Genomic DNA, 20,873 nt, shown 5'->3' with positions numbered 1-20,873 from the left:
ACATTTCGTATGCATGTAAGGTTTGACTATCTCAAATACTTGCGAATGGCGACCATCACAATTGCATATATCAATAACGCTGCTAATAAGTCCATGTTTAGGCTCCAACCTTATCCGGTGGTTTGCCTATGAATCTATGACCATCCATTTTAAACCACGTAGCAGGCTCGTAGAGACCTTTTAACTTGCGACCTAGTATTCGGTTATCCATTACCTTTATCACGCCTACACGAGTACCTAGATCGTCCATAAGGGTATATCCGTCTTTGTGGTTGATCCAACATGCTATCATCGAACCTTACCCCCTAGCAAAGTTCCATCTCCTAGCAACTTTCCATTATCATCAAAACGTGTATTTGCATAATAGAACTCTTGCCAGAAATCCCCGTATACCTTTTTCAAGAATTCACGCTTCTCCCGTCTACGTGCCTTTGCTTTTAGTTGTGGACGTGTCATATCTCTTCCCACCCTCCATTTTTGTAAGTGATCAACTTGAGCTCAATGTCCGGGTACTTGGAGTCAAATAGTTTTCGCTTTATGTTAAAGTCCTTGGTCTTCACCCCTTTCACGTCTACCACTACGGTTTTACCGTGCTCCTTGTACTTAAAGTCTGCTCGGTACTTCGTTGCCCTGATCGTCCTGCCCATCTTCTTGAATGCTGGTATCAATTCAAACTCTGGCTGCAACTCTAAATCAGATATCAAGCCAGCTCGCTCCATGAGATTGAGCTGCGTGTAATACTGTGATTCCATCTTGCTGTCAAAGGTTATCCCGTTTAATACTGTCTGCTGGGCTCCATACTTATTAGCCCTCATGCTGATTCATCCTCTTCATACTTGCGGTACTTATTCCTTTCTCTTGTAGACATTTCTTGAAGGAGTATAATTTCATGGATTACTCTGGCTTTCGATATACCCAGCTTCTTAGCAATCTTGGAGCGCGCTACGCCCTGTTCATCCTGAAACAGAATATATTGGGTATCCCTCGGGTGTAATGGCTTGTACAGGCTTTCTATGAGGTCGTCTGATGCCTTGGGTAACTTGCTTGTCTTGATCGGCTGTGCCTGCTCCCGTATAGATCCACCTGTACGATAATGCTTTTTCATCATGCTTCTCTCTCCCTTTCTGCTTCCCATTGCAATTCTTCCAAAGCAATCCGGAGTGATCCCTCTAAGTCCTCGTCTAAATAGTTGTATTCGTCTGTTGGATTCATGGGGTATCCTCCAATGGGGTTTCATAGATGTTTCCAATTACCGTGACCTCAGCCGATTCGCTGAACAGATAATCTCCGTCCTTTCCATCCAAGTCTTCAAGCACGTATGAACCGTCTATAAATTTCACAACGCCTGTCCGTGTGCCTGATAGAGGGATTAACATTTCTTCTGCAGTACATATGTCGCCCTCATAAATTTCCTGACCGTTACGGTCTTTTAGTCCGGTATATTGCATGTATTCATACTTGTTGTCCATTCCAAGACGAGCGTTTATCAATCCGACATCGCTCGCAAACAATCCGTCCCAATAGTCAGCCGAATCATCCTCGTTGTCGTAACACATAATGTTTTTCTGCTTATTCCACGCTCTAAATTTGATGGGTCTACTCATTTGTATCATCTCCTTTCAAAGCTGCACGGGCATGTTCTCCACCCTCTTTAAGAAGTGTAGAGTACGGGGTTTTATTGTAGTTATCACCGTCCGCATAAAACTCTAGTGCCTTATCCTTAATCTCTATCTGTTGTAGGAGGTAGCCAATATATTCATGAGCCTTCCGCGTGCTGCTGGTTGGATATTTCAATAAAAAATTTTCTTCCTTGGCATGTGCTTCTCGTATCTCTTGTATCTTCTTATCCATGGTTTAGACCTCCGATTAGTAGTTTAATTGCGTAGCTTCTAGCACGAGTTCTCCGCTCTCGTCAGAAACCACCTCAAAAGTATTGGTTGTGCCATCGTCTCCTGTGTAGAGCCATACTTCTACATCACCATTAGTACCAGCAGCATCTATCAACTTTTCGATTAATACAGATAGTTTCATATCCCTTATTCCTCTCCTTGCCCTTTAGGGGCTATATTATTGAATCCAGACCGTTTCACCAAACATATTTTTGTTCGACGTCACTTTAGGTTCGGATGTGTATTCAGGCTCATTGCGGTTACCAAGCGTTATAACCGAAATCTCTGCTTCAGGGTTCATTGTCTGTAGCTTTTCAATTAACTCTTTTACTTTCATTCCTCTATCCCCTCTCCTTGGGTAGCTATAATACTTTCAGCTTTTTACGGCGCTCTCCGAACAGTTTTTCCTTCACTTCTTTTTGACTCACTGGATAAATAGGCCTAGCCATGAACGATATAACCAAATCAGTTCCTTTAAGGGCAATCTCCGTATACTCTTGGATTTTGTATAGTTGTTCACGAATCCACACGGTTTTTCCCGGCTGATACTTTTCCAGATCAGGCTCATCATACTTCGCCTTAACCTCGCCTTCGACAGCATTATAGGCAGGTCGTTTGTAATTAGAATGCTTTGGCGCCTCGTGATTGAGTCGCTGGCATGTGTACCAAACTACTAATCGTTCCCCTCGCAATTCATATTTTTCAATACCGATCACAAGCACAGGATCACCCGTATCATTCGGCTTGAAAGTTTCACCGATTTTTCGAGGCTGCTTGAAAAGCCGAAAGGTGCATACGATGGTCGTAATCAGCCTTTCCATCCTATCTTCTTCCCTTCTTATTGGAGTCTCTTATTAAGATTCATGTCTTTTTTTATGATGGCTTTATAGTCCTTACACATTTCATTGATCCTGCTGCCCACGCCTTCGTCATACTCACACATTTCAGCAATATCTTTTTCTGAACTGATGAGTATAGGCAGATTTTCCATGTATCTATAATTAATGATGGCGAAAAATTGTTCTCTCTGCGTTTTGGTAGGCTCATCTCGTCCTTTATATACATCATCAATGAAAAGTACCTCTGCACGTTGTAAACGCCGTACACGTTCCGGCATAAGTTTGAAATCCTCGCTAATCTCTGTCCAACCTTCCACCCAAGGAAAGTAAATCACCTCTACTCCTTTAGATATCAAATTGTTTGACACTGCCATAAGAAGGTGAGTTTTTCCACATCCAGGCTGTCCCAGCAAAGCAATGCTGTTTTGGCGTTTTTTTCGAATGTCCTTAAAGTTCTTCGTGTACTCAAATGCATAGTCATATGCTGCATCTACTTCTGAATTACCTTCCTTTTCAAATGCTCTAAAGGTCTTACTTCTAAATTCCTCTGTTATCTGGCTGGCAGACATTAAGCGCTCAGCCCTCCTTCTTTTTACGCATTCACAATCTCGCCAAAATGAATTTCCATCATCGTCAAAGTAGAAATCACCTTCTTGATCCTTGCATATTGAGCATTGGTACTCAGAAGATGCTAGGGTCGTCGATAAGTGGGGCTGCTCCTGTTCTTGGACTGTTGACATTGAGGAAAGCATAAGGGCTCTCCTTTTTATCTCCTCCAGATCGAATGCCTTGAGACTTTTCTTTATAGCCTCCACCATTACCGCCTCCTTTTTGCTTTCTGAATGTTTCAAATGGTTTATTCTCAGATAGAAACTGATCTATGTTTTTGGGATTCATAAACTTGTCCAAAGTGAATTTGTACGTATACCAATAAAGTTCGCTTGTAATAATAGTGTTGTAATTGCCAATAGCCTCTCTTATTTCATCAACGGTCATATTCTCTAGTCGGGCGTTTATACTAGATTTAATTTTCTGAGTTAGTTCCCGATGTTTGATAATCTCAAGAGAATTCCAAAATTCATATATATCTTTTATATCTTTTATATCTTTGTTTACATTGTTATCTTTGTTATTACTTTGTTCTTTTGTGGTTAGCAGATGGTTAGCAGATGGTTGGCAGGTGGTTAGCAGATGGTTAGTCTGCTGGTTAGCATCACCTTGAATCCCTTGCCCTGTATGGTTTTCCTGCTGGTTATTCTGGTGGTTAAATTTTTCGTAATTTATAACTTTGTAGATCGAGAAGTATCTATGTTTTGAAACTAACTCGATCATTTCTTCTTTAATTAGCTTTTTTATAAGAGTTCTAATTCTCTGTTCTCCCACGTTTAACCGACCGCTCCACTTAATCCGACCAAACATAAATTCCCCGTAGTTCAGCGTGTATACTTCACCATCCTGAAAATCTGTCTTTGGCTCTCTCGCATACCTGGCGCAACACAGCATTTCAAACCAAACTTTGAAGTATTCCGGATCTTTATAAATCCAATGATTTCTTATGTCCCGGTCAATACCGATGAAGGCCATAAAATCACCACCTAAACCGCTTGACTTTGATCGCTGTTCATTTTGTACCAGTGGTTTCTTACAGACGCCTTGGTTCTCTCAAGTTCAGCAGCAGCTTGGACAAATAGCTCGTCCACTTTCATTCGTTGCTGCCTGCCAGTAGTCATGATATCGGTAAGAATTCTTTCTTCCTCGTTTGTCCATTCGTGATAGTAATAGCGAACCATTTCATCATCCCTCTCATTTGTTCTTGTTGATTCTAGTATACTCTATTCTACTCATTATGGGTACTATATTACCCATTTTGGTCTATACTGTTTACTTATCACATGAACTGCATATGATAGAATTAAATAATAAGTGTGTAGGTGATCACGTGATCCGTAATAAATTGTCCGTTTTAATGGGTGAACATAAGGTGAAGAACTTTGTTTTGTTAGAGAAAGAAACTGGCATCACACGTAAAACGTTGGCAAAGCTTTATAACGATGAAGGTAAGGGCATCGACTATGCTACGCTTGACGCCCTATGTACCTTCTTTGGATGCCAGCCTGGTGACATACTGGAACATGTACCAGACGAGGACTAAGCCCCTCTTGTCGCACTCTGTATGGAGTGCGTGGATTGAAATTGCTCTAACCGATCCATCTTTTGCTTAATGCGGTCTATCTGCCATTCGTAGTGCATTACATCCGCATAATTACCATATCTATCGGCCTCGTCTCGCTTCTCTACAGCATAGGCGAGGTCAATTTTCAGTAGTGTGTAATCGTTGTTTACTGCCATCTTTACTTTCCTCCGAGTCTTTTATGAGACGATCAAGGTAATATCTCGCCTTCTTCAAATCTTCCAATCCATTCTTATGCTCATAGCGAGAAATATATTTAATTACGTTGCCTGCTAGAAAGCCTCTATAAGCCACAGGAGACATTTTCGCATGCATGAAGTCAATTGGTTCAATGCCACCGAAAGAGTAATGAGCTGGGCGTATAGCGTCACTCATGGTCAACTCTCCCTATGCTCAAAGTGTTCGGCTCGATATGCTCAATCAACATATACCTATCTATACTGACTACACCCACATATAACAGTAATGCTATTAATATAGAGGTATAGGCTCTTATCATCGACTTTTCCCCCAATAGGTTGTACATACACAGAAGAAAATCCACATCCAAAATGCCATCCAAGGGTGAGCCATCATCCAATCAGCTATGGTCATAGCTTGTCTCCTTTATCTTGCAGGAGAGCTGTGAGGTTGGCTATTTTTACGTTCAAGCGTTCTTCCGTTTCGGTCGCATGCGTAATAGCGTCGCTACATTGCGATTCCCAAAATTCAGCCAGACGTTTTAATACAGCGATCTCTGTATCCTTTTGTTGTATAAGGGATTCAGCCCGATCTGCGCGGTTCTTATGTTCTGTCCTCTTGTTCTCCCAAAAGTCTCTTTCCTTCTTCAACTCATCATAATTGGCGCTCGCGGTTTGGAAATCAGCCTCTGCCGAGTCAGCGCGTTTTTTCTCCTTTTGAGCTTGTTGGAGCCAGTAAGGAAGGGCTTCACGGGCTGCTATGATAAAATCAGAATCGTTCTGTGATATATAGATTGACTTGCCACGCGCAGACGTTGCCAACGTCACCACAGGCGCATGAGCTTTGAGTTGTGGGTGAATATCTACCGTTCCTATGCAATGACCATCACTATCTACAAATTCCATCCATGGGCCTCTTGTAGCCTTCTGACACAGTTTAATATCCTCTTGCCAGTTACGTGGTTTATCTGTCATTGTTGTTCCTCCCTAGCGGCAAGTTTTTTCTTTGCTCGATCCCTTGTTTCTCTTGCTATTTTTTGTGCTTCCGCCCTTGTAACACACTCTTTCAGGCCGCTTTTCGATGTTTTGTCCGCGACATAGGTTAGCTTTCCGTTACACATAATCTGTGGTATATACCTTTCTTCCAATTCTTCCAAGCGAAAAAAATGCATGCGCTTAGTGCTTATTCTGTCTCCTACTGTTTCAGGTTTCATATCCCTGCTCCTTTCTATCATTACGTGCAAATAAACGATATGATCGGGTGCCGTGTGACCGACACCCTGTATACAACCCGGTTGCAAAATACACATTATTTTAGTGAGATAGTTGCAAGAAGCTTTTGTCAATCCCCTGTATTGGTTTAATCCTCGGTTTTTTCGTGCAACTCAAAAATCTCTATAGCCTCTTTTGCATCAAAATCAATGGATATGTCTCCATGCTGTGGATGTGACATTTCAAAAGTGTAAAACGGTGGAATGAGTCCGGTTTGTCCAGATGAATAAATTTCAAGTATCGTTTCAGGCGCCAATGTCACTGTATGATGTTCGTCCATATCCATCCCATCCCAATACCACGAAAATTCATGCCAGTCGGTAAGCTTTACTTTGTCACCTGGCTGAAAAGCAAGATTGTCTAAAATATCGCCCATATCTATCATCCTATCTTGTATTGTTTTAATCCTGACTGGATAATGTCATATAAGCTGCTTCTGCCCTCTGTCTTGGTGTAGCGTTCGTTATTCGTGCAGCATGTTTATATTGCAAATTAATGCATTCTCCCCACAGGACATGATTCATGTGAGTAATGTACAGTTCAGCATCTTTGTCTATTGCCGCCGCCTGTGCCTCCAAAGAGGCGGCAGGATCGTTGCAATACTTTGGCCCGTACAGACTCCATACACCAGGCTCATATGCACATGACTTTCCTATTAACTGTCCAGTTGGGTCAACCAGCCTGTAGTAAACCTTTGTTGTGTTCGTTTTTTTTATGCTATACCCCATCAACTCACCAATCGCTCGGTTAAGCTCTTGGTCTGTCATCTCCAACATATCTATCATCCTTCCACGCCTGTAGCGTATTGTATTGGTGGTTACTCCCCTAACTCGTTAGTAAGCCAGGCTATTTTGCGGTCCCTCTCTGCAAGCTGCTTGCCCCTCTCGGCGGCCGTTCGGAAGTTTGATAGGCTTTCCTCATTCAAGCTATTTACCTGCTGCTGGAGTGAGTCTATTTGTGCATAGGCGGCATCAAGAGCGTTGACCAAATCAAACACATCATTACTCATATGAGCTTCTTCACCCCGAGCATAGTCGGCTTTGTTCCAAATAGTTTTCAAATCTTCTTCTGACATAGGTTGCAGACCATCCGGTAAATTAATTATCCGTTCACTCACCTTTACCGCCTCCTTGGGGCTGTAGCAGCTCCGGGTTATCGTGGATACTCCCAACAATTTCATAACTGCATTTAGGATCTAAAAACTCAGATAGGTTGTTGGTGGCGTGATATGGTTTATCACTTGCCTTGCCAGCTCCCCAAAAATATGAAGGATATGAAGTGCTTTGATCAGTGTGGACGTACCATGATACAGCCCCGTCCATCGGATACTTTTCAGGTGTCCCAAATCGAACTTCACCGACTACCAATATTTCAGAATAATCGGCGTATTCGTTGTAGGTTCTGCCCACTCTCCGTCGTGTGGTACCAGTCCGTACGCTGCGTACCCGAGCCACCAAGTGACCGCCATAAATCTCCTCGCCGTTCTTGTCCGTGCGTCCGGTGTATTGCCCTACTGATTCGGGATGCACTTCATCTGCGCTAAAATTGTCACCGATTCGTTTTACGATCCAAGCTTTATCACCATCAAATACAGGCACACCATAAATCCATTCGCCGTAATTGATCTTTTTACCACGGAATTTAATATCTCTCATGCTTATCGCTCCTTATATAGGGGGATTTATTTTGCTCTTACCTTGAAACCTTTTCTAGTGACCAACTCATGCGCCCAATCAATGCAGTGTTCAGCAGCTTCATTTCTTGTGATATCTATGCCAGCATCTGCAATTTTCTCCATGACAAATCCCAATTTCCGTGCATGTTCTTTACTTATTTCAATGTTTTGACCGCTCATTTCATCGTCTCCTTATATATAGGGGTATAGGGTAAGAGGCCAGAAGGCCCCTGTTTAAGCGCTCGGTTGATCCAGTGTGTCGATAATTACTTCTGGACCGTCTAACATCCAGTATTTTGTTGCGTGGTCGCTGCTGAATGCCTCGTTAAGCACAGCCTGAATCCGGTCATAATGTTCTTGCTTTAAGAAATCAAACGCCCTGTCATCCCAATCTTCGTACATTTCGTCATACTGTGTTTCGATGTACTGACGGAGCATAGCCTTTGCGTCCGGATGCCAGCGATGTTCCTTAGCGACATACCATGTGTGCAGCAGCAGGTCTCCGTCCTCTTTTGCTTGTTCACGTAGTTGATTTGGCGTAAGTGTGCACTTAGAATCCTCATAGCTCAACATTGTTTCATTTGGCAGTTCAGACAATTTCACGTTTTCCATTTCTATATCGCTCCTTTGATATTTGTGTTGAGATTAGGGTAAGAGGCTGTTATGCCTCATCCCGAATTTATAAGTTCAGTACAGCCAATAGCACAGCCGGATATATTAAAACTTTAAAAAAACTACTCCTACGTATCTCCACCCGGTGTCGCACGTCCACTTTTTTAAAAACTCAGCCACATCATCCACTTTTGAAATCTCTTTTGTGGTGGCCGACACCCAGTTGACGGGTTCCCTTTTCAACATTCTGTTTTTGCAATCTGCACAATCGCAGTATTTGTATAATCCATATCTTTTTTCGCCTGTTTTGTCATAACAAACCCTATAATTTAAATGCTTGGGTGTTTTCAAGTGTGTTATCTCTCCCTTGATTAGGTAGTAGGGGGTGTATCCCCCTTATGGAGGGCTGTTCCCTCCTTCTTATCCCCTATGGGGCTATGCGTACATGCCAGGAACTTTTATGCCCGCGATTTCAGCTGCCATTCTTATGCCTATTGCTATGCCGCGATACTTTCTGTCGCCAGAGGAAATGTGCATTTCGTACTGTTGTAGCAATTTTTCTTCTACTGTCAGTTCAATTTCATAGCCGATATATAAAGCACGAATCAAGGTATCGTGATCTATTGAATTGATACCTCCTTTTACGTGTGCTGTACTTCCCGGATCGTTTATAGCGATCGCCACAATATCGCGTTTACTATAATTTTCTCTCAAGTTTTCCAAATGCCACGCCTGTGCCTTCGTCAATTTCACTTTATCCATTGTTATGTCCTCTCTGCCCTTGGGGGCTATATATTTAATCCTCAAAACGCTCTCCGTAACCATAAGATGGTGATGGTCTACTGTAATTGTTCAGAGCATCGGATATCATGACGGTAAGTACGCTCATTTGCTTAGTATCCATAGATTCTAGCAATCGAATTTCTTTGGTTTTTAATGAGCGTCCTGCTGCTGTAACGAGCAATTCCATGATCGGCTTTATAGATTCAAACCGCTCCTGCTTTTGGGCTTCTAAACGCTCCTGTGCTGCCTGCTTGCGGTTGTACTCTTCCCAATCTTGCTCATCGAACCAGAATCTAGGCCCGTAAATCAAAGAGTATGTTGATATCCACCCTTGGAGCTCTTCCTCGTTTGTCTGGATACGGTCATGACAAGCATCGCAGACACGCATGGCATTGGTTTTAACACCACGTCCGCTCCGACCTCTTGGCATTACGTGGTGAGTTTGTGTTGCATTTCGTCCGCAGTTGCACTGGCATAACCCATCTGTTTCCTCAATCAGTTTCTTAACAACTTCTGGTGGAAACTCAGCTCGATCTGCCCGGGATGGACGTGACTGGTGATGGGCCAGAATACTCCGGCGCCACTCTTGTATAGGTTTCTTGCGTTTCGCTAGTGCCATAGCTACCTCCTAAAATGGTCCGTCAATGGGCTCGGGTAAGGGGCCGCCGTTGTCATAAAACGGGTCTTTATCGCGGTCATATTTGTTCATATCATCACGCTCCTGTTGGATAGTCATTAAGCTGATTAATTAAGGTGCTGGCTTCTTTTTTGGTTAGATCCTTAATGCTCTCCTTTCCCGAACTAACCTGTTTGATCATCAGCCTGAAATCTTCCTCTGATATCTTTTTTTCATTTTTAATACGGTGACTGTATTTAACTTGAGCTTCACTAATAAGCATGCTAGTTGGTGTTTTACTTTCGTTGTTAGGTGATGAATTATTAGTTGTTGGCGGCTCTGTTTCATCCTGAACTACAGATTGAACTATAGGATTTTGAGGTTTCCCAGAAGCAGCAAACCCCTCAGGTAATGCCCATTCCGGAAGTGTTGGAGTATCCCAATAGCCTTTGATATATTCATCTCTTCCAGATGACTTCACTTTAACGTTGGCATAATGCTCACCACGTTCTTTTAGAGGTATTCTATTTTGATCAAGCTTGTACAAGTAGCGGCCTATGCCCCACTGTACAGCTGCGCGCTTCATAGCACCTGACAATCCACCTTTAACAGCGTCCATATTGCTGTCGTCTGACCCGTCCCATTTGGTTATCCATTCATCGCCAATTTTCACTGATATGCCACAAAGCTGGCTTCCTTGCTTCCATTCTTTAAATTCATTTTTCCAGCCTGCAGGACCAAATATTTCATCAAGTCGATTCATAATGGCTCTGTTCGTTACGTATACAAGGACAAATACAAAGTTCCCATTTGAGGTTTTCTGTCCACGATCCACACGCCATTCAACCTCGTCTGGTGGAAATGGAGCTTGTAGGGCCTTCGTTATCTCCTTCTGGTCCATCTGGTCCCACCCCCGGTTCATAGGTTATTTGTATGGGAAAAGCACGAAAGTTCTGTGGATCATCAGGACCGAATCGACCTGTTAGGAAAAATGCCAATTCTTCTTCATCATGAAACTTTGCGGCTTTCATGAATTCTGCTACTGGTTCCGAGTATATGTTGATGAAATGTCCATCTTTGTGTTTCGGTACATAACGGTATATAGTTACCATTGCTAACCCTCCATTCTAATGCTATAATTTCCGTAATTGTTTTTATAAGTAGAGCTGCCGTTGCCTCGGCGGCTTTTTCTCTTTTATAGGCTATTACCATGTTCTTGAGGTATACCCTCAGCAGTGTGGGTGTCAGTACGCCCTTTTCCTTCGCTATCTTTGCCAGCTCCAGGAACACCCTGCGATCCGTCAGATTCATCCTTTTTCACCTCCTGGTTATCGCCTCCCTTGCCGTAATGCTCTAATATGTCGTCTACTGTCTCAAGCTTCATGCTGTGCGTTTGTCCTCCCTGCTGTCTTCTGGGTGAAATAGCTCGTCCAATACTTTGGCGCGTTTCTCATAAATCACATCAGGCCGTTTCAAGTCAAAATCTATTGCCCATTGACTATCCGACTTTCCCAACTCCATTTCATCAGCCAACTGGTTGAGCCAGAATGATTGGTCTCGTAAATATGCGATGTACTCAACTCTGGTCATGTTAGCAAGCCCCGCCATATACTCGCCGCCCTCCTGCTTCTTTAATGAGCCAATTTGTCACGCATCCATCATCCAGAAATAAATCACCGTCGATAATTACATAACTGTCCATGCTTGTGTTAATCTCACAGCCACAGCCGCATTTGCAGATCACTGCGTTGGTTGATTCTTTGGCTGGTTCAGGACGTTTGAATGGGAAAATTGGTGTCAGTACGCGATTTTCAATCTCCTTTGGATGTTTAGCCACTTTTCTTCTCTCCCTCCAGGTTGGTTACTCGATGTCCGTATTTTTGGTTAAGCAATATAATTTTGCGAGTGAACTCTAGTCGTGTACGTTCACTCAGTTCTGGCGTGTTTTTCTTTAATTCACCATTGGTAAAATTTCCTTTCATTCCGCAGCCTCCTAGATGTACAATGGGTTGTGGTTGTTCTTACATATGCGTCAAGATGTTGATAGAGGGTGCCACTAATGCCGACACCCTAGATTGAAACTAGGGTCTATCAACACTCACAACCATTTTTTCAAACTCCATAAGCTCAACATAATCAGGCATCAAATCTATTACATCAGCGTTTAAATTTTTTGCAGCCAGTTCGCAGATTTGTTCAACAGAAATATTGTTAGGGTCAAATTCTATTCCTTCAATTTTCATTTGATCACCAGCGGCGTTCGTTACAATTTCAATAAAGCTCATAGCTGACTTGTGACATTGTTCGTAATGCTTTCTTAGTTGTTTGCGAGTTAGTTCATGTTTGTCCATTTTCAGCAATCCTCCTAAGGGAATATTTTATAGATAATTCTCGGGGTCAAAATTTTCTACAAATGAAAGAGCTGGTTCAAAATCAATTCGTTTTATATGAATGTATTTGCTAGTTCCAAATTTCTTTTTCATTTTGCTCCAGATATTTTTACGGTACTTACCAACGATTTTTGGGAAATTTTCTTCCGCTTCTTTGTGACGTATCTTTGCTAACTCAGTGGACTTCTCTACCACCGCCATATAAAGTTCGTCAATCTCAGCAGGGAGCAGTCTATTTATGTCTCTGAATTCTTTTGCAAACACCTGAATTTCAGCAGCGGTTTGATTTACACTTTGCTCGATCACCATCATCCGATCTAGCATTACTTCCATTGCATTGCCTTGTTCGCGTTGATTGGCAAGTGACTTTTGAAGAAAGCTGTAAACTTGGTTGGATTCTTGTGGGGATTTACTCATTTGAATTTCCTCCTATGATTCGGCCATTTATGGCACCTTTTATTTGTTTAGTGAATTCTTCTAACATCTGTATTCCTTGTTGAAGACTTTTCTTTGTTTGGGCATCCGATGAAGCAATAGCACCCAGCATGTAACTCGAAATAGCCACTTTTTCGAGAAACTTATTAATATGAACTCTAACTTCCAAGGAGTTATAATTTGCATCAAGTTGAAGTCTGTGAAGTTGTTTTCTAGACTTCTCTTCATCAAAATCAGTAGTGTCTTTTACTTCATACTCCAGTAGCTTTTCTTTGGCATTCTTGTAACCGTGCCTTAAATCATTGTTTTCGAACTCTAAGTTTTCAATTTTCTTTTTCAAAGAATCTGGAACCACTTCAATCGGACGTTCTATGACTTGAGGAGGTTGATTCTTCGCTTCTTGCCACAGGTGTTCATAATGAATCGCTGAGTTTTTGGCTGTTTCAGCTTGCTTTTGCGCTTGTTGAAGTGCTTTCTTCACTTCTCTAAGCTCACGAACGGTCATTTCGTCAACTGTTTTTTGTTCGCCAGTTGAGGGTATTTCGTGTGCTTGCTTAGTGAATTCTTCACGGTCAATCGATTCTGGAAGTGAGAGCATTTCGAAAATTTTCCCGGTTGGTAAATCGGCAGACGTCTGCCGATTTCCAAACTGTTCATAAGCTTGGATTAATGCTCTTGCTGTTCTCGGTGCAATATCTATTGATTGCAACCAAGGTTCCCACTGTCCATGTACAAGATCATTGTCTTTCACATGCTTCAATCGTTTTCCAATCTCAAAGACAGCCTGTCCAGCAACTTGTTTGAAACTGTTAATTTCAGCAGTTACTTCGATTAAGTCTGATGAAAGTGAAAGTTGCGTCATATAATCACTTCTTTCATGCACTTTTCTCGTCCTGTTCAACATGTGTTACAAGTCGATTAAAAAAAATTTCCCTTGGGTCTTTTTCTAGCACTTCACTGATTAAAATCAGTAACGAACCCGATGGTTCTTGTCCGTGAAGTTCTATACTAGTGATTGTCTGACGAGTTGTTTTAGCTCTCCTCGCTAACTCAGCAACAGACATCCCTCTCCTTTTACGGAATTCACGAAGCTTGTTGTTTAACATGTGTAACACCTCCTTGATGACAATGTAACACATGTTAAACATAATAGTCAAGTATGTTTTACAGAAAAAAATCAGTACTTTCTTTAGTTCCTGTCAAAGATAATGTAAAGTTAGTGTTACACAAATGCACTGTTTTCGATAATTTTTATTAAAAAGGTGGATTGAAATGTCAGAACTTGGGGATTTATTAAAAGAACTCAGAGGAAAAGAATCGCTAAGAGATGCAGCAAATAGAATCGGCATAAGTCACACATATTTAAGTATTTTAGAAAAGGGATATGATTTACGCAGTAAAAAGCCTATAAAAGCTACACCCGATACATTGAGACTTTTATCTAAAGCTTACAGATATCCATATGAGAAATTATTAGAAAAAGCAGACATAATTGATGAAAATTTAAAATTACAAATTGAAGATCAGCATAAATTGAAATTGCTTCAAGACTTCGAATCATTAGATGAAGAAAGCCAGAAAATAGTTTCTGATATGATTGAGAGACTTAAGAGAAACAATTAGCAGCTTCATTGCCATGAATAAACATGGTGTGGTAACATAAATCTGTACAACATGCCGCTATAAGAGTAAAAAAGACTGTTTATCTTTTCGGGAACGGTCTTTTTTACTGCAAAAAATATGGAATTGAATTGCCATGAATAAACTTATTGTGATAACATAAGAATAGAAATAAGGACGGTGCACCAACCGTCCCTAGTACAAACAACTTGAGTGGGGAAACCCTCCTGAGTAATGCTTAGTCAGAAAGAATGACCCACACTGGCGCTAACCTGTGAGTGGGTCATTTACGTTTATCGATGTAAGTGAGCAAAGCAATCAGGAAGATCCCGAAAGTAAGCACTTCACCAAACGAAATGTGCATCGCATCACCTCCTTTCGGAGGGTGCGTCCACTCAAGGTGTGTTGTACAATCCAGATTATACCACATTAGTCCTCAGTTAAGAGGGCTTTTTATTTTGCCATATTAACCTTACAATCAAAGATAAGACAGTTAGGAGGCACAATATGAGAGTAGCAATATACATCCGGGTAAGTACAGATATGCAGGTTGAAGATGGCTTCTCTATTGAAGGGCAGCGTACAAGGCTCACAAGCTATGCAGCGTCTCAAGACTGGGAAATCCACGACTTTTACATAGATGAAGGACAGTCAGCTAAAGACCTTAAGCGTCCTGAAATGGAACGCATGCTTTCGGACATGGAAGAACATAAATTTGACGTGGTACTCGTTTATAAACTTGACCGTCTCACGCGCTCTGTAAGCGATCTGCACGACCTTCTAAAGCGTTTTGATAATCATAGCGTAAAGTTCAAGTCAGCCACTGAAATATTCGACACTACGACTGCTATGGGACGTCTCTTTATCACAATCGTTGCTGCGATGGCAGAATGGGAACGTGGCACCATCTCTGAGCGCGTGCGGTTTGGTATTGAGCAAATGATATTGGAAGGCAAGCGTCCTGGTGGAGTTCTACCTTATGGATACACACAAGACAGTGAACTTATAGAAGAAGAAGCAGAATTAATTCGTTACGCCCGTAAACTATATATGAGCGGTTTGGGATTCAAATCTGTAGCTATGAGATTGAATCGAGAAGGTAAACTGCGAAGAGGACAACTATGGACGGCTGCAACGGTTGCCTACACGATAGAGAATCCTTTTTATGCCGGCATTCTTCGACTTGGTTCAAAACTTCCAGGAGGAGGATATGTTAATAGCGGACGTGACGACAAAGTAAAATGCCTGTATGGTGATGGTGATCATCCTGTTATATTTACCCGTCTGGAATATGAAGAAACAAAAGAGTATATGAAGCGTAGAACCCATGGAGGATTCAGTCGTATCCAGACTTACTGGTTTTCTGGCGTGCTGCGTTGCGGGCGCTGTGGAGCAGCCATGTTCGGCAGAATGACAACTAAACGTCTTAAGTCCAGTGGTGAAGTTGTACGTAGACCATATTATATCTGTTATAACAAGCACTCTAATAAAAGCTGTGACATGCCCACATTTAGACAGGTACATGTAGAGCATCTATTTATGGAGTATATTAAGCAAGTAACCACAGATGATGAAACCGTAAAACAGGTTGCAGCTACTATGGAAAATGATGAGATTAAAATAGTAGATGAAGTTGCGTCCGCAAAGAAAGAGTTGAAAAAAATAGCAGAGCGACGCGAGAAGTGGCAATACATGTTCGTCGAAGGTCTTATAACTAAAGATCAAATCCGAAAAAGAATTATGGAAGAAGATGCCGCTGAGGAAGAAATAAAAAAACATCTGGTCGAAAATAAAAATATGATGTCTGCTGTTCCAAAATCGGATGATTTAAAAGAGCTCCATCAATTGTGGCCTGAAATGAATGATGAAGAAAAGAAAGATATGATTTTTACATTGTGTTCTAAAATAGTATTGAATACGGATGAAACAAAAGTTAAAGGCGTAAAAAACAAATTTTTCGACGCTTATATTGGTGAGGTACTTTATAATTGATACTGTATTTATAGCGCTCATAAAAGAGCGCTTATTTCATTTCATATGAATACCATTTTGTATTGCATAGAACACCGTGATGAGGTCATGACTTGTAACAAACACTAGCAAACTAAACAGACTGAGCGACAGAGGGCGTGAAATCAATTTTTTCATCCTTTAACACTCCTTTTAAAATAGTTATATATTGGTCTTGCTGTGTTGCTGTAGCTTGGGATCTGAAAATTTCAAATATAGCAGTACATTTCCTAAACTCATGCTCATGTTCCATACCCAGGGTATCGGACAGCATGAGAGATTGCAGGATATAGCCCAACGCAACCGTAAACTGTTGTTGCTTGATATAATAAAGAGCCAGTTGATAGCAGAAGCGAAAATAATAAGATACATTCACAGGCTCTTCAAAATATGTAAAACCTTCAATTTGTTCGGCAAATGATTCTAGCACAGCCTCTAAAGGATAGTCGTATCTCGACGCTCCCTCAACGATGGAAAGAAGCCCCGGTAACAGTTCTTCCGGATTGTTACGAAGAAATTCGATGTATTCCTGCAACACTTCGGCATGACCTGACAAAATATCAAGGGCATACAAATTAGCTCTGGCAGCATAGCGGTAATATTCTACCTCTGCCTCCCCATATTGATCGAGACCATTAAACCAGCCCAATTCTGCATATTTTTCGATGCAATCGCGAGCGGCCTCATACTTGCCCTGTTTTTGGAAGGCCATGCCTTTCATAAGATGACTGTAGCCGTAGTAGTAGACTAGCGGCCGTTTGGTATGTATGGGTTGTATAGGTTTCTTGCGCGCTTTGTAGAGCTGCAATTCCTGATACTTTTGGTTGACATGGCTATACAGCCGGTCGCATAAAGCAATCATATTGGCACCATCCGCAAATGAAAAAGACAGCTTAATCATGTTAACAAGTGTGTCTAGATCTGTGATGTCGGAGTGAACAAGATCATCCACCGTTCCCGCCTCCTTATCCGACTTTTATATTCACCAAACAAAAGTAAGATCTAAATCCTATCTAAAAATAACTTAATTACGTATTTATTACGTAATTAAGTTATACCATAAATTCAAGCATGTGACAAGCACATTATGATAATATATTCCAATTTTTCTAACATGCTTATTTAGAAGCATACAAACTCAAAAAGGGAAGCGGAATAATTCCGCCTCCCTTACACTTCAGCCTTTTACAACGTAACACCGTTTTTAAAAATAGCGAGCTCTCTGAAATTGTTTTTCTCATTGTTCACCCAGGTTCCGCTGGCTACATCGACGATGTAATCGACAAAGTTGCGGAGCGCATCTTCCATACTGACATCCTCCACCAATGAACCGGCGTTATAGTCGATCCAATGAGGTTTAGCCTTATACAACGGCGAGTTGGTTGAGACCTTCATCGTCGGAACAAAGGAGCCAAACGGCGTACCGCGTCCGGTTGTGAAAATGACGAGCTGGCAGCCCGCTGCGGCGAGAGCTGAAGATGCCACCAGATCGTTTCCCGGCGCGCTGAGCAGGTTGAGTCCCTTGGTCTTAAGACGCTCCCCGTACTGAATGACATCAGTGACCGTGGAAGACCCGGATTTTTGCGTGCAGCCCAGTGATTTATCCTCCAGTGTCGTGATGCCCCCTGCTTTATTGCCCGGTGACGGATTTTCGTATACTGGCTGCTTGTAATCCAGAAAATATTGTTTGAAATCGTTAATCAGATGTACGATCTTATTAAATACTTGCTCATCGGCAGCGCGCTCCATTAAAATCGTCTCCGCCCCGAACATTTCAGGTACTTCTGTCAATACCGTTGTTCCACCTTGCGCGGCCATATAATCCGACAATCGTCCGAGTAATGGATTGGCAGTAATACCCGATAAGCCATCAGATCCACCGCATTTCAAGCCGATGTTGAGCTCAGACAAAGGTACAGGTTCCCGTCGATCTTCTTGCACGGCCGCAAAAATTTCATGAAGCAGCCTTACCCCTTCCTCTACTTCATCCGACACATCCTGGGAAAGCAAAAACTTTACCCGCTCCGAATCATATTCCCCGATGGCTTCCTTAAATTCTTTCATCTCATTGTTCTCACAGCCCAAACCCAGTACAAGTACACCACCTGCGTTCGCATGTTTCACAGCATCGATCAAAATCGTGCGCGTATGTGCATGATCGTCACCCAACTGAGAACAACCATAGTTATGCTTGAGCACCAGTGCATTTTCAAAAGGTGAAATATCTCCCGCTTCCTGCTTGAAACGGTTTAAAATAAGTTCAGCGATCCCGTTCACACAGCCGACCGTCGGCACAATCCACAACTCATTGCGAATCCCCACACGACCGTCCTTTCGCCGAAAACCTTGAAACGTACGACTCTCCTGTTCATATAAATGAGGAGCTGGCTTAGGCTTATAAGTGTACTCCTCCACGCCTGTCAGGTTCGTCTTCGTATTATGCGTATGCACATGCTGACCTGCCTGAATGGGCTGAATGGCATGACCGATGGGATATCCATATTTCAGAACATACCCACCTTCAGGTATATCCTGCAAGGCGATTTTATGCCCACGTGCTACATCCTCGGCTAGCTCCACCCGTTGTTCTTCTTGTGCTCCCCACGCCAGTGTCTCTCCCTGCTTGTAATCACGCAAGGCGACAGCCACGTTATCTTGATCATGAATTTGAATGAATTCCAGCATTCCGGTCTCCTCCTTGCTTATGCTCTGGGCACGCTGTTCCCGGTTAGAGAATCGAGCGTCTCCTTCATTCCTCTGCTTGTAATTTCATACACGTGCTGTGCCGTTTGTTCAGCCAGTCCTTCGATCTGATTCAGGTCTTGACCCCACCATGACTGCCGACCAAGTGCCAGCGCAGTCAATTGCTTCGCCCCGGCAAGAGTACCGTCATATTGACTCCACAGTTCACCAAACGTACTCAACACTTCAGCTTCGTCAGCCAACGCAATCGACTCGCCATTTCTGTCACCCCGGTAAAATACGAGCAAGGACGCCAGTGAAAACACGATTTTGACAGGCAGCGCCTTACGTTGCTCCACATACTGGAGCAAAGATGGCAAGTTCCGTGTCTTGAACTTGGACACCGAATTTAGTGCGATACTCATAACATAATGACTTACATAGGGATTACGGAATCGTTCAATAACATCATCGGCATATACATTCAATTCCGCTTCTGGCGAGTCCAGCGTCGGAATAATTTCTTCTCGAATCAGCGACTGGATAAAGTTTCCCATAATATCATGCTCGACCGCCTGCCCCACCGTGTCCAGGCCATATAAATAAGCTACAGGTGTAAGCGCCGTATGGGCTCCATTCAAAATGCGTACTTTTCGTGTACGGTATGGCGCCATATCGTCGACAATCAGTACATTCAATCCGGCCAAATGAGCAGGTAATTCTTCTTTAAGCCACTGTGGCCCTTCAATAACCCATAAATGATACTGTTCGCCCACAACAACCAAATCGTCCTTGTAACCCAATTCTGCTTGAATCTCATGAATCCGGTCTTTGGGATAACCAGGTACAATCCGATCGACCAAACTGTTGCAGAACGTATTCGATTCCTCCAACCATGCAATAAACTCAGCCCCAAGCTTCCATTGGTCCGCATATTTCAATACGATTTCCTTGAGAGCGTCTCCATTACGGTCGATGAGCTCGCACGGAATGATCACCAGTCCCTTACTCTGATCGCCCCCGAAAAATTGAAAGCGCTTGTACAGAAAGGCAGTCAGTTTGCCTGGGAAGCTCTTTTGCGGACGATCTTCCAATTGATCCTCTGGTGCATAAGCGATCCCCGCTTCCGTCGTGTTCGACACGACAAAACGCAGCTCCGGCTTTTGGGATAATGCTTCATACTCGGAAAAATCAGAGCCGTATGGATTAATCCCACGAGTGACGCACTCCACAACGGTATGCTCCTTCATGGCCTTCCCATCCTTAATCCCTTCAAGAATAACCGTATACAGGCCATCCTGCTCGTTAAGCTTCTCCACGAGGCCTCCTGGCTGCGGTTGTACAATCACAACTCCCGTATTCCATTCTGCCAGCTTATTCATTTTGTCAAATTGCCAGTCTACAAAAGCACGCAGGAAGTTCCCTTCCCCGAATTGCAGCACCCTCTCAGGATGCGGGTCTGTTACGATAAAGCTTTTTCTGTTTAATTGGTCTAATTCATCTACTTGTTTCATCCGGAGTAACCTCCCACAATTACCATAATGATTTCATCGTTATTTTATCACAATGCACACGTTAACAAAATAGTTTTATCAATATTTTTAGTTTAAAAAAATAATAATGACAATAATATGAACACGTTAACATATACGTTTATATAAAAATTTGCAAGTATATCGT

General features: G+C 42.4%; 39 protein-coding genes. 3 read left to right on the top strand and 36 right to left on the bottom strand.

Features of this window, described 5'->3' with window-relative positions; genetic code table 11:
* Positions 1-97: 97 nt before the first annotated feature.
* The 12 genes from ACUUJN_RS11005 to ACUUJN_RS10950 form a co-directional block, all read right to left on the bottom strand.
* Positions 98-292, bottom strand: coding sequence for a hypothetical protein (locus tag ACUUJN_RS11005; protein ID WP_484669605.1), 195 nt, complete (start codon positions 290-292; stop codon positions 98-100).
* Positions 289-456, bottom strand: a complete 168-nt coding sequence (locus tag ACUUJN_RS11000) for a hypothetical protein (protein ID WP_484669604.1) — start codon at positions 454-456, stop codon at positions 289-291. The genes ACUUJN_RS11005 and ACUUJN_RS11000 overlap by 4 nt, the downstream gene beginning before the upstream one ends.
* Complete coding sequence (locus ACUUJN_RS10995) at positions 453-815, bottom strand: DUF1064 domain-containing protein (RefSeq protein ID WP_484669603.1); 363 nt, start codon at positions 813-815, stop codon at positions 453-455. Before ACUUJN_RS10995 ends, ACUUJN_RS11000 begins: the two co-directional genes overlap by 4 nt.
* Positions 812-1,108, bottom strand: a complete 297-nt coding sequence (locus tag ACUUJN_RS10990; RefSeq protein WP_484669602.1) for a hypothetical protein — start codon at positions 1,106-1,108, stop codon at positions 812-814. Before ACUUJN_RS10990 ends, ACUUJN_RS10995 begins: the two co-directional genes overlap by 4 nt.
* A gap of 100 nt (positions 1,109-1,208) precedes the next feature.
* A complete protein-coding gene (locus ACUUJN_RS10985) occupies positions 1,209-1,604 on the bottom strand; it encodes a YopX family protein (RefSeq protein ID WP_484669601.1) in 396 nt (131 codons plus the stop codon).
* Positions 1,597-1,851, bottom strand: coding sequence for a hypothetical protein (locus ACUUJN_RS10980; protein ID WP_484669600.1), 255 nt, complete (start codon positions 1,849-1,851; stop codon positions 1,597-1,599). Before ACUUJN_RS10980 ends, ACUUJN_RS10985 begins: the two co-directional genes overlap by 8 nt.
* Positions 1,852-1,866: 15 nt before the next feature.
* Complete coding sequence (locus ACUUJN_RS10975; protein ID WP_484669599.1) at positions 1,867-2,031, bottom strand: hypothetical protein; 165 nt, start codon at positions 2,029-2,031, stop codon at positions 1,867-1,869.
* 36 nt (positions 2,032-2,067) lie between these two features.
* Positions 2,068-2,226 carry a hypothetical protein gene (locus ACUUJN_RS10970; protein WP_484669598.1) on the bottom strand — a complete coding sequence of 53 codons (159 nt, stop codon included), beginning with the start codon at positions 2,224-2,226 and terminating at the stop codon, positions 2,068-2,070.
* A gap of 25 nt (positions 2,227-2,251) precedes the next feature.
* On the bottom strand, positions 2,252-2,710 hold the full coding sequence (locus tag ACUUJN_RS10965; protein WP_484669597.1) for a hypothetical protein: 459 nt from the start codon (positions 2,708-2,710) through the stop codon (positions 2,252-2,254).
* Between the two features lie 17 nt (positions 2,711-2,727).
* Positions 2,728-3,468, bottom strand: coding sequence for a DnaA ATPase domain-containing protein (locus ACUUJN_RS10960; RefSeq protein ID WP_484669744.1), 741 nt, complete (start codon positions 3,466-3,468; stop codon positions 2,728-2,730).
* Positions 3,410-4,312, bottom strand: a complete 903-nt coding sequence (locus ACUUJN_RS10955) for a hypothetical protein (RefSeq protein WP_484669596.1) — start codon at positions 4,310-4,312, stop codon at positions 3,410-3,412. Before ACUUJN_RS10955 ends, ACUUJN_RS10960 begins: the two co-directional genes overlap by 59 nt.
* A gap of 11 nt (positions 4,313-4,323) precedes the next feature.
* Positions 4,324-4,518 (bottom strand): hypothetical protein, encoded by a 195-nt coding sequence (locus ACUUJN_RS10950; protein WP_165178480.1) that lies wholly within the window; start codon positions 4,516-4,518, stop codon positions 4,324-4,326.
* A gap of 149 nt (positions 4,519-4,667) precedes the next feature.
* Between ACUUJN_RS10950 and ACUUJN_RS10945 the strand changes: the two genes are divergently transcribed.
* Positions 4,668-4,880, top strand: coding sequence for a helix-turn-helix domain-containing protein (locus ACUUJN_RS10945; protein ID WP_174820743.1), 213 nt, complete (start codon positions 4,668-4,670; stop codon positions 4,878-4,880).
* Here ACUUJN_RS10945 and ACUUJN_RS10940 read toward each other — a convergent pair.
* From ACUUJN_RS10940 to ACUUJN_RS10840, 21 genes are all read right to left on the bottom strand, one after another.
* Positions 4,877-5,077, bottom strand: coding sequence for a hypothetical protein (locus ACUUJN_RS10940; protein ID WP_484669595.1), 201 nt, complete (start codon positions 5,075-5,077; stop codon positions 4,877-4,879). The genes ACUUJN_RS10945 and ACUUJN_RS10940 overlap by 4 nt on opposite strands.
* A complete protein-coding gene (locus ACUUJN_RS10935) occupies positions 5,040-5,294 on the bottom strand; it encodes a DUF3310 domain-containing protein (RefSeq protein ID WP_318626908.1) in 255 nt (84 codons plus the stop codon). Before ACUUJN_RS10935 ends, ACUUJN_RS10940 begins: the two co-directional genes overlap by 38 nt.
* A gap of 215 nt (positions 5,295-5,509) precedes the next feature.
* Positions 5,510-6,073 carry a hypothetical protein gene (locus ACUUJN_RS10930; RefSeq protein ID WP_484669594.1) on the bottom strand — a complete coding sequence of 188 codons (564 nt, stop codon included), beginning with the start codon at positions 6,071-6,073 and terminating at the stop codon, positions 5,510-5,512.
* On the bottom strand, positions 6,070-6,312 hold the full coding sequence (locus ACUUJN_RS10925; protein WP_484669593.1) for a hypothetical protein: 243 nt from the start codon (positions 6,310-6,312) through the stop codon (positions 6,070-6,072). The genes ACUUJN_RS10930 and ACUUJN_RS10925 overlap by 4 nt, the downstream gene beginning before the upstream one ends.
* Before the next feature lie 146 nt (positions 6,313-6,458).
* On the bottom strand, positions 6,459-6,746 hold the full coding sequence (locus ACUUJN_RS10920) for a hypothetical protein (protein WP_484669592.1): 288 nt from the start codon (positions 6,744-6,746) through the stop codon (positions 6,459-6,461).
* 25 nt (positions 6,747-6,771) lie between these two features.
* On the bottom strand, positions 6,772-7,146 hold the full coding sequence (locus tag ACUUJN_RS10915; protein ID WP_484669591.1) for a hypothetical protein: 375 nt from the start codon (positions 7,144-7,146) through the stop codon (positions 6,772-6,774).
* 41 nt (positions 7,147-7,187) lie between these two features.
* Positions 7,188-7,487 (bottom strand): hypothetical protein, encoded by a 300-nt coding sequence (locus ACUUJN_RS10910; protein ID WP_484669590.1) that lies wholly within the window; start codon positions 7,485-7,487, stop codon positions 7,188-7,190.
* Positions 7,480-8,025, bottom strand: coding sequence for a YopX family protein (locus tag ACUUJN_RS10905; RefSeq protein ID WP_484669589.1), 546 nt, complete (start codon positions 8,023-8,025; stop codon positions 7,480-7,482). Before ACUUJN_RS10905 ends, ACUUJN_RS10910 begins: the two co-directional genes overlap by 8 nt.
* 26 nt (positions 8,026-8,051) lie before the next feature.
* Positions 8,052-8,225, bottom strand: coding sequence for a hypothetical protein (locus tag ACUUJN_RS10900; protein WP_484669588.1), 174 nt, complete (start codon positions 8,223-8,225; stop codon positions 8,052-8,054).
* Positions 8,226-8,279: 54 nt separating this feature from the next.
* A complete protein-coding gene (locus ACUUJN_RS10895) occupies positions 8,280-8,657 on the bottom strand; it encodes a hypothetical protein (RefSeq protein ID WP_484669587.1) in 378 nt (125 codons plus the stop codon).
* 435 nt (positions 8,658-9,092) lie between these two features.
* The gene (locus tag ACUUJN_RS10890; RefSeq protein ID WP_484669586.1) at positions 9,093-9,419 is read right to left on the bottom strand and encodes a hypothetical protein; all 327 of its coding nucleotides are present in this window, start codon (positions 9,417-9,419) and stop codon (positions 9,093-9,095) included.
* Between the two features lie 34 nt (positions 9,420-9,453).
* Positions 9,454-10,059: an HNH endonuclease gene (locus ACUUJN_RS10885; RefSeq protein ID WP_484669585.1), complete on the bottom strand. Its 606-nt coding sequence runs from the start codon at positions 10,057-10,059 to the stop codon at positions 9,454-9,456.
* 94 nt (positions 10,060-10,153) lie between these two features.
* Positions 10,154-10,957, bottom strand: a complete 804-nt coding sequence (locus tag ACUUJN_RS10880) for a Rad52/Rad22 family DNA repair protein (protein WP_484669584.1) — start codon at positions 10,955-10,957, stop codon at positions 10,154-10,156.
* 107 nt (positions 10,958-11,064) lie between these two features.
* The gene (locus tag ACUUJN_RS10875; protein WP_484669583.1) at positions 11,065-11,367 is read right to left on the bottom strand and encodes a hypothetical protein; all 303 of its coding nucleotides are present in this window, start codon (positions 11,365-11,367) and stop codon (positions 11,065-11,067) included.
* A gap of 69 nt (positions 11,368-11,436) precedes the next feature.
* Entirely contained in the window at positions 11,437-11,664 is a 228-nt protein-coding gene (locus ACUUJN_RS10870) for a hypothetical protein (RefSeq protein ID WP_484669582.1), read from the bottom strand.
* Entirely contained in the window at positions 11,648-11,893 is a 246-nt protein-coding gene (locus ACUUJN_RS10865; RefSeq protein WP_484669581.1) for a hypothetical protein, read from the bottom strand. The genes ACUUJN_RS10870 and ACUUJN_RS10865 overlap by 17 nt, the downstream gene beginning before the upstream one ends.
* Positions 11,886-12,038 (bottom strand): hypothetical protein, encoded by a 153-nt coding sequence (locus ACUUJN_RS10860; RefSeq protein WP_484669580.1) that lies wholly within the window; start codon positions 12,036-12,038, stop codon positions 11,886-11,888. The genes ACUUJN_RS10865 and ACUUJN_RS10860 overlap by 8 nt, the downstream gene beginning before the upstream one ends.
* Before the next feature lie 99 nt (positions 12,039-12,137).
* The gene (locus ACUUJN_RS10855) at positions 12,138-12,407 is read right to left on the bottom strand and encodes a hypothetical protein (RefSeq protein WP_254351570.1); all 270 of its coding nucleotides are present in this window, start codon (positions 12,405-12,407) and stop codon (positions 12,138-12,140) included.
* A 27-nt stretch (positions 12,408-12,434) separates the two neighbouring features.
* Entirely contained in the window at positions 12,435-12,863 is a 429-nt protein-coding gene (locus tag ACUUJN_RS10850; RefSeq protein WP_254351569.1) for an ORF6C domain-containing protein, read from the bottom strand.
* Positions 12,856-13,743 (bottom strand): DUF3102 domain-containing protein, encoded by an 888-nt coding sequence (locus ACUUJN_RS10845; protein WP_484669579.1) that lies wholly within the window; start codon positions 13,741-13,743, stop codon positions 12,856-12,858. The genes ACUUJN_RS10850 and ACUUJN_RS10845 overlap by 8 nt, the downstream gene beginning before the upstream one ends.
* A gap of 13 nt (positions 13,744-13,756) precedes the next feature.
* Positions 13,757-13,987, bottom strand: a complete 231-nt coding sequence (locus tag ACUUJN_RS10840) for a helix-turn-helix transcriptional regulator (RefSeq protein WP_484669578.1) — start codon at positions 13,985-13,987, stop codon at positions 13,757-13,759.
* Positions 13,988-14,153: 166 nt separating this feature from the next.
* On the opposite strand from ACUUJN_RS10840, the gene ACUUJN_RS10835 reads away from it, so the two are divergent.
* Together ACUUJN_RS10835 and ACUUJN_RS10830 are read left to right on the top strand one after the other, a co-directional pair.
* Complete coding sequence (locus tag ACUUJN_RS10835; protein WP_484669577.1) at positions 14,154-14,504, top strand: helix-turn-helix domain-containing protein; 351 nt, start codon at positions 14,154-14,156, stop codon at positions 14,502-14,504.
* A 504-nt stretch (positions 14,505-15,008) separates the two neighbouring features.
* Positions 15,009-16,493, top strand: a complete 1,485-nt coding sequence (locus tag ACUUJN_RS10830) for a recombinase family protein (protein WP_484669576.1) — start codon at positions 15,009-15,011, stop codon at positions 16,491-16,493.
* Between the two features lie 112 nt (positions 16,494-16,605).
* Here the strand turns inward: ACUUJN_RS10830 and ACUUJN_RS10825 are convergent, their stop codons facing one another.
* The 3 genes from ACUUJN_RS10825 to ACUUJN_RS10815 form a co-directional block, all read right to left on the bottom strand.
* Positions 16,606-17,463, bottom strand: coding sequence for a hypothetical protein (locus tag ACUUJN_RS10825; protein ID WP_023988326.1), 858 nt, complete (start codon positions 17,461-17,463; stop codon positions 16,606-16,608).
* A gap of 233 nt (positions 17,464-17,696) precedes the next feature.
* A complete protein-coding gene (locus ACUUJN_RS10820; protein ID WP_025722966.1) occupies positions 17,697-19,196 on the bottom strand; it encodes a UxaA family hydrolase in 1,500 nt (499 codons plus the stop codon).
* A 17-nt stretch (positions 19,197-19,213) separates the two neighbouring features.
* Positions 19,214-20,707 carry a tagaturonate reductase gene (locus ACUUJN_RS10815; protein ID WP_484669575.1) on the bottom strand — a complete coding sequence of 498 codons (1,494 nt, stop codon included), beginning with the start codon at positions 20,705-20,707 and terminating at the stop codon, positions 19,214-19,216.
* Positions 20,708-20,873 lie beyond the last annotated feature (166 nt).

It is taken from the genome of Paenibacillus sp. LRG-1 (genome assembly GCF_057220305.1).
Note: the sequence above shows the minus strand (reverse complement) of the source record. Positions and strands in the feature narration are given on the sequence as shown.